The organism is Streptomyces sp. NPDC054961 (genome assembly GCF_053609145.1).
The window spans coordinates 85547-92124 of sequence record NZ_JBSGWY010000024.1 but is presented as its reverse complement, the minus strand read 5'-3'; the positions used below and the strand labels follow the sequence as shown (position 1 = coordinate 92124).

The following is a 6578-nucleotide window of genomic DNA, read 5'->3' as shown; positions in this document are numbered from 1 at the left end:
CGGCCCCGGGGGCCCGGCGGCCGCGCGCGGCGCCGCCCCCCCGGGGGGGCCCGCGCGCCCCAGCCGGCCGGGCCCCCCCCCCGCGTCGTGGTCCGCCGCCCGGCGGACCTCCGGCGCCAGGCCGTCCGGGCCGTCCGGGCCGTCTAGGCCGTGTGACGCCTGCCGCCGCGGAGCTTGCCGTAGACCACGTCGCCGAGGCCGACCACCAGGACGGCTCCGGCAAGCTGCAGCAAGTGCCGGATCCAGTCGATGCCGCGCGTCTCGCCGACGCCGATCCAGGTGGCCACGGCGTTGCCGAGCACGGCGCCGATGATGCCGAAGAGGGTGGTCAGCCACAGGGGCTGGTGCTGCTTGCCCGGCAGGATCGCCCGGGCTATCAGGCCCAGCACGAAACCGACGATGATCGCCCACAACCAACCCATGTCGAGCCTCCTCCTGGCGCGGTGTGCGCATGTGGGCCCAGTCTCGGCCCGTCCGGCCTACTGCGCATTTCGGACGGCCCCGTTCGGGGGACACCCCCTCTGCCCGGGGTCCCCGGGGGCGGCGTACGGTGGAAGCCTCCGGGCCGGGGAGTGCCCGGCGGTCGATCGGTGGTGGGTTTGTGCAGCGTCAGAAGCGGAACGGAGCCGAGGTCTTCCGGATCACGGGGGCACGGATGAGCCTCGCCGAGGACGTGCGGGGACGGCAGCGCCGGTACGTGATCTCGATGGCCGTCAGGACCCTGTCGGTCATCGCGACGGTCGTCCTGTGGAACGTGCAGCGGCCCGTGGCCATCGTGACGCTCGTCGCGGGAGCCCTGCTGCCGTACGTCGCGGTGGTCATCGCCAACGCGGGGCGCGAGTCGACGCCGTCCCTGCCGTCGCACTTCATTCCGGCTCCTGTGCACCCCGCACTGGGCGACGGAAACCTCAAGAAAAGCTCAGATCAATCATGAGGTTCCAGTGCACCGCACAGGGTCCTGCGTGACATACTGCCTACGCGCTCCGCATCCCCCGTCGGAGCGACGGACCGACGCCGGGCAGCTCCCCCCGTGGCTGCTCGGCGTCGCCTTTCCGTCTTAGGGTTGAGCCGTGACTCCCCTTGACGACGCACCAGACGACGGTACCGGCGTACCCCCCACCTGCTCGGCCAAGGGCTGCCGCGACGCGGCCGCCTGGGTCCTGGCGTGGAACAACCCGAAGCTGCACACCCCGGAGCGGCGCAAGACGTGGCTGGCGTGCGCGGAGCACCGCGAGCACCTGTCGCAGTTCCTGGGGGTCCGCGGCTTCCTCAAGGACGTCGTGAAGCTGGACGAGTGGGTACAGCCGGAGGGCTCGGAACGCGTGTAGCCGTTCCGGGACCCTACGGGTCGTCGCGGTCGGCGGCGGCCGGCCGCCGGCTGCCCGTCACCGGCCGTCGGCGGTCAGCGGCCGGCGGTCAGCCGCCGATGGCCGACATCGGGCGGTCGGGCTGCAGGAAGGACGGGTCGTCGAGGCCGGACCCGGCCTTCTTGCCCCACATCGCCACCTTCCACAGCCGGGCGATCTCCTCGTCCGGGGCGCCCGAGCGCAGGGCCGCGCGCAGGTCGGACTCCTCGGTGGCGAACAGGCACGTACGGACCTGGCCGTCGGCGGTGAGGCGGGTGCGGTCGCAGGCGCCGCAGAAGGGGCGGGTCACCGAGGCGATGACGCCGACGGTGGCCGGGCCGCCGTCGACGACCCAGCGCTCGGCCGGTGCGGAGCCGCGCTCCTCGGAGCTCTGCTCGGTGAGCGTGAAGCGGGTGCGCAGGGATTCCAGGATGTCCCCGGCGGTGATCATGCCGTCGCGCTTCCAGCCGTGCTGGGCGTCGAGGGGCATCTGCTCGATGAAGCGGAGCTCGTACTCGTTCTCCACGGCCCAGGCCAGCAGGTCAGGGGCCTCGTCGTCGTTCAGCCCCGGCATGAGCACGGCGTTGACCTTGACGGGGGTGAGGCCGGCCTCGCGGGCGGCGGCCATGCCCTCGATGACGTCGTGGTGGCGGTCGCGCCGGGTGAGGGTCCTGAAGACCTCGGGGCGCAGCGTGTCCAGGGAAACGTTGACCCGGTCCAGGCCCGCGGCCTTGAGGGCCCGCGCGGTGCGCTTGAGGCCGATGCCGTTGGTGGTCAGCGACATCTGGGGGCGGGGCTCCAGGGCCGCGCACTGCTCCACGATGCCGACGAGGCCGGGGCGCAGAAGCGGCTCGCCGCCGGTGAAGCGGACCTCTTCGATGCCGAGCCGGGTGACGGCGATGCGGATCAGCCGGACGATCTCCTCGTCGCTGAGCAGATCCGACTTGCCGAGCCACTGCAGTCCCTCTTCGGGCATGCAGTACGTGCAGCGCAGGTTGCACCGGTCGGTGAGTGAGACGCGCAGGTCAGTGGCCACGCGGCCGTAGGTGTCGAGAAGCACTGTGAGCCCCCTCCCCTGTCCGGTTTGTAGAGGTTTGCGCCCTTGTCAGTGAGAGTACGAGCGCTATCCCCGAGCCTACGCGACACCTGTGACACGGAGGGGTGCCCAAAGAAACGAGACGGGACGTGGCCGCGTCGTAGGGAAGTACGACGCGGCCACGCTCGGTGCCCGGAGCGTTCCTCTCCGGCGCGGGATCAGTGCGCGCCGGTGCCCGTCAGGGAACGGACCTCGAGCTCCGCGAACTTCTGGGGGTCGGCCTTCTCCTTGGAGAGGACGGTTCCCAGCCAGCCCAGCAGGAAGCCGAGCGGGATGGAGACGATGCCGGGGTTCTCCAGGGGGAACCAGTAGAAGTCGGCGCCCTTGAACATCGAGGTGGGCTTCCCGGAGACGACCGGGGAGAAGAGCACCAGGACGACCGAGGAGACCAGGCCCCCGTAGATGGACCACAGCGCTCCCTGGGTGGTGAAGCGCTTCCAGAAGAGGCTGTAGAGGATCGTCGGCAGGTTGGCGGAGGCCGCGACCGCGAAGGCGAGGGCGACGAGGCCGGCCACGTTGAGGTCGCGGGCCAGGGCGCCGAGGGCGATGGCGACGGCGCCGATGACCACGGTGGACCAGCGGGCGGCCCGCACCTCTTCCTTCTCGGTGGCCTTGCCCTTGCGGATCACGTTCACGTAGATGTCGTGCGCGAACGAGGAGGACGAGGCCAGCGTGAGGCCGGCGACGACCGCGAGGATGGTGGCGAAGGCCACCGCCGAGATCACGGCGAGCAGGACCGCGCCGCCGGTGGAGTCGGCGCCGCCGCCGATCTCCTGGGCGAGCAGCGGGGCCGCGGTGGTGCCGGCCTTGTTGGAGGCGATGATGTCGGCCCGCTTGAGCAGGGCCGCGGCGCCGAAGCCGAGGACGATCGTCATCAGGTAGAAGGCGCCGATGATGCCGATGGCCCAGTTCACGGACTTACGGGCGGCCTTGGCCGTGGGCACGGTGTAGAAGCGGATCAGGATGTGCGGCAGGCCGGCGGTGCCCAGGACCAGGGCGAGGCCGAGCGAGATGAAGTCCAGCTTGGTGAGGGAGTCCTTGCCGTACTTCAGGCCCGGCTCCAGGAACTTCGCGCCCTGCCCGCTGTTGTCGGCGGCCTTGCCGAGCAGGTCCGAGATGTTGAAGTTGAACTTGACCAGCACCAGGAAGGTGATCAGCAGGGTGCCCGCGATGAGCAGCACCGCCTTGATCATCTGGACCCAGGTGGTGCCCTTCATGCCGCCGATGGTGACGTAGAGGATCATCAGCACGCCGACCAGCGAGACGATCACGACCTTTCCGAGGTCGCTGGTGATGCCGAGGAGCAGCGAGACGAGCACGCCGGCGCCGGCCATCTGGGCGAGGAGGTAGAAGATCGAGACCACGATGGTGGAGGTGCCGGCGGCGGTCCGTACGGGGCGCTGGCGCATCCGGTAGGCGAGCACGTCGCCCATGGTGTAGCGGCCGGAGTTGCGCAGCGGCTCCGCGACGAGGAGCAGCGCGACCAGCCAGGCGACGAGGAAGCCGATGGAGTACAGGAAGCCGTCGTAGCCGAAGAGCGCGATGGCTCCGGCGATGCCGAGGAAGGACGCGGCGGACATGTAGTCGCCGGAGATGGCCAGGCCGTTCTGGAAGCCGGTGAACTGGCGGCCGCCCGCGTAGAAGTCGGCGGCGCCCTTGGTCTGGCGGCCGGCCCAGATCGTGATGCCCAGGGTGGCGACGACGAACAGTCCGAACAGGGTGATGATCAGCGGGCGGTGCTCCGTGGCGCCGGCGGCGACGGTGGTGCCCGCCGTGGTCGCCGTGCCCGCGGCCAGCAGCAGGGGGGTGCTCACGCTCCGGCCTCCATCCGCGCCTTGATGGCCGAGGCCTTGGGGTCGAGCCTGGCCGCCGCGTGGCGGGAGTACAGCCAGGCGATCAGGAAGGTGGTCGCGAACTGGGCGAGGCCGAGGACGAGGGCGACGTTGATGTTGCCGAAGAGCTTGGTCCCCATGAAATCGCCCGCGTAGCTGGAGAGCAGGACGTAGAGCAGGTACCAGGCGATGAACGCCACGGTGAGCGGGAAGGCGAAGGAGCGGTGGGCGCGTCGCAGTTCGGAGAACTCCGCGCTCTGCTGGACGCTGACGAACTCTTCGGCCGTGGGGGTCGCCGGGGGCGTTCCCACACTGCCCTTGGGCGGCGCTTCTTCGGTGGTCACTGGGGGCTCTCCTTGTGACGCGGGTGCGGTGGGGACGACGGACAAAACAACCTCCGTGTGGGGGAATGCAGGGCTCGAGGCGCTGAATCCCCCCTGTCAACGGCACGGCCGGCGCGTCGGGACGGTTCAACTCCCCGCTGTTCCTTTGGAAACTGATTTCTCGAACTGATGGCGCGAAGTCGAACGGCGGCACTAGGTTCGCGTGTCATGAACCCGTCGAGCGCGCCCGCGCTCGCGCGGCTTTTTCACGATGATGTGGAGAACCCATGGCTCATCTGGGAACCGGTCGCCGGCGGCGCGCCCTCGCCGTTCCGGCAGGGCTGGCGCTCACCGCCTCGCTCGCCTTCCTGCCGTCGGTGGCGGCCAGCGCCGCCCCGCTCGGCAATACGGCGGAGTCGGCGGCCACCGCCAGGCCCGACACCTCCGGCCCCAAGCTGTCGTACGTCGCGAACCTCACCGCGTACGGCACCGTGAAGCAGGCGAAGAAGGCCATCGAACGGGCCGGTGGCACGGTGGTGTTCGCGTATGAACAGATCGGGGTGGTGGTCGCACACTCCCAGAACCCGGAGTTCGCCAAGGAGCTCCGGGGGCAGCGCAGCCTGTTCGTGTCGGTCGGAGCCACCCGTACGGCTCCGCTGACGGCCGTGCAGACCACCGAGGAGGGCACGACGCAGAAGCTGAGCGCGGCGGACGCCGCCAAGGCGGCGGCGAGCGCCACGGAGGGTCAGGAGCCGCTGGAGTCCAACCAGTGGGACCTGCGGGCTATCAAGGCCGACGAGGCTCACAAGATCAACGATGGCAGCCGGAACGTCACGGTGGGCGTCATAGACACGGGTGTGGACGACACCCACCCGGATCTCGCGGCGAACTTCTCCGCGTCGCAGTCCGCCAACTGCGTCGGCGGCGTCGCCGACACCACCGAGGGCGCCTGGCGCCCGTACGCGGACGGCAGCGACCACGGCACCCACGTGGCGGGCACCATCGCGGCCCCGCGCAACGGCATCGGCGTCAGCGGCGTCGCGCCCGGTGTCAAGGTCGCCGCCATCAAGGTGAGCGAGCCCGCGACCAGCCTCTTCTACACCGAGGCGGTCGTCTGCGGCTTCATGTTCGCCGCCGAGAAGGGGATCGAGGTGACCAACAACAGCTACTACGTCGACCCGTGGATGTTCAACTGCAAGACGGACGACGACCAGAAGGCGCTGGTGGAGGCCCTCACCCGGGCGAGCAAGTACGCCGAGCGCAAGGGCGTCCTCAACGTCGCCGCGGCCGGCAACTCGAACTGGGACCTGTCCGCCGACTCCATCCTCGACAACACCAGCCCCGACGACGCCACCCCGGTGCCGCGCACCATCGACCCGAAGGTCTGCCTGGACCTGCCCACGCAGCTGCCGGGCGTGGTCACCGTCAGCGCGACCGGCGACAAGGGCTTCCGGTCGTACTACTCCAGCTACGGGCTCGGCGTCGTCGACGTCTCCGCCCCCGGCGGAGACAAGTGGCAGATCCCGGCCACCCCGGACGCCAACGGCCGCGTGCTGTCCACCCTGCCGGGCGGCGGCTACGGCTACAAGCAGGGCACCTCGATGGCCACCCCGCACGTCGCGGGCGTCGCGGCGCTCCTCAAGAGCGCGCACCCGTGGGCGACCCCCTCGCAGCTCCAGGCGATGCTCAAGGGCCAGGCCGTGAAGACGGCCTGCCCGGCGCAGGTCTACGACGCCACCGGCGCGCTGATCGACGCCACCACCTGCGAGAGCAAGTGGGGCCAGACCGGCTACTACGGGTACGGCGTGGTCGACGCGCTGAAGGCCGTCAAGTAGTCGGGCGCCACCCGCGGACAGCGGAAGGGGGGGGGGGGGGGGGGCCCCCCCCCCCCCCCCCGGCGGGCGGGGGGGGGGGGGTTGAGATACAGGGTGGGGGGGGGGGGGGGCCAGCCCCGGGGGCGGGCGCGGGCGCCCCCCCGGGG

7 protein-coding genes are annotated in these 6578 nt (G+C 70.8%); 3 read left to right on the top strand and 4 right to left on the bottom strand.

The window, feature by feature from the left end; translation table 11 throughout:
* Positions 1-143: 143 nt before the first annotated feature.
* Complete coding sequence (locus ACWF9Z_RS22030; protein ID WP_453604431.1) at positions 144-422, bottom strand: GlsB/YeaQ/YmgE family stress response membrane protein; 279 nt, start codon at positions 420-422, stop codon at positions 144-146.
* A gap of 233 nt (positions 423-655) precedes the next feature.
* Here ACWF9Z_RS22030 and ACWF9Z_RS22025 point away from each other — a divergent pair, with 233 nt between their 5' ends.
* Together ACWF9Z_RS22025 and ACWF9Z_RS22020 are read left to right on the top strand one after the other, a co-directional pair.
* Positions 656-934 carry a DUF3099 domain-containing protein gene (locus tag ACWF9Z_RS22025; RefSeq protein WP_453604429.1) on the top strand — a complete coding sequence of 93 codons (279 nt, stop codon included), beginning with the start codon at positions 656-658 and terminating at the stop codon, positions 932-934.
* A 136-nt stretch (positions 935-1070) separates the two neighbouring features.
* Entirely contained in the window at positions 1071-1328 is a 258-nt protein-coding gene (locus ACWF9Z_RS22020; protein WP_453604428.1) for a hypothetical protein, read from the top strand.
* An 88-nt stretch (positions 1329-1416) separates the two neighbouring features.
* Here the strand turns inward: ACWF9Z_RS22020 and moaA are convergent, their stop codons facing one another.
* The 3 genes from moaA to ACWF9Z_RS22005 form a co-directional block, all read right to left on the bottom strand.
* Positions 1417-2406 carry a GTP 3',8-cyclase MoaA gene (moaA, locus tag ACWF9Z_RS22015; RefSeq protein ID WP_453604426.1) on the bottom strand — a complete coding sequence of 330 codons (990 nt, stop codon included), beginning with the start codon at positions 2404-2406 and terminating at the stop codon, positions 1417-1419.
* 194 nt (positions 2407-2600) lie between these two features.
* A complete protein-coding gene (locus tag ACWF9Z_RS22010; RefSeq protein ID WP_453604476.1) occupies positions 2601-4241 on the bottom strand; it encodes a solute symporter family protein in 1641 nt (546 codons plus the stop codon).
* A gap of 11 nt (positions 4242-4252) precedes the next feature.
* Positions 4253-4618 (bottom strand): DUF485 domain-containing protein, encoded by a 366-nt coding sequence (locus ACWF9Z_RS22005; protein ID WP_453604424.1) that lies wholly within the window; start codon positions 4616-4618, stop codon positions 4253-4255.
* A 266-nt stretch (positions 4619-4884) separates the two neighbouring features.
* Here ACWF9Z_RS22005 and ACWF9Z_RS22000 point away from each other — a divergent pair, with 266 nt between their 5' ends.
* Positions 4885-6432: a S8 family serine peptidase gene (locus tag ACWF9Z_RS22000; RefSeq protein ID WP_453604422.1), complete on the top strand. Its 1548-nt coding sequence runs from the start codon at positions 4885-4887 to the stop codon at positions 6430-6432.
* The last annotated feature ends 146 nt before the right edge of the window (positions 6433-6578 follow it).

Coding starts and splice junctions, on each gene's coding strand:
- ACWF9Z_RS22030 (WP_453604431.1), bottom strand. CDS start 422: ATGGGTTGGTTGTGGGCGATCATCGTCGGTTTCGTGCTGGGCCTGATA.
- ACWF9Z_RS22025 (WP_453604429.1), top strand. CDS start 656: ATGAGCCTCGCCGAGGACGTGCGGGGACGGCAGCGCCGGTACGTGATC.
- ACWF9Z_RS22000 (WP_453604422.1), top strand. CDS start 4,885: ATGGCTCATCTGGGAACCGGTCGCCGGCGGCGCGCCCTCGCCGTTCCG.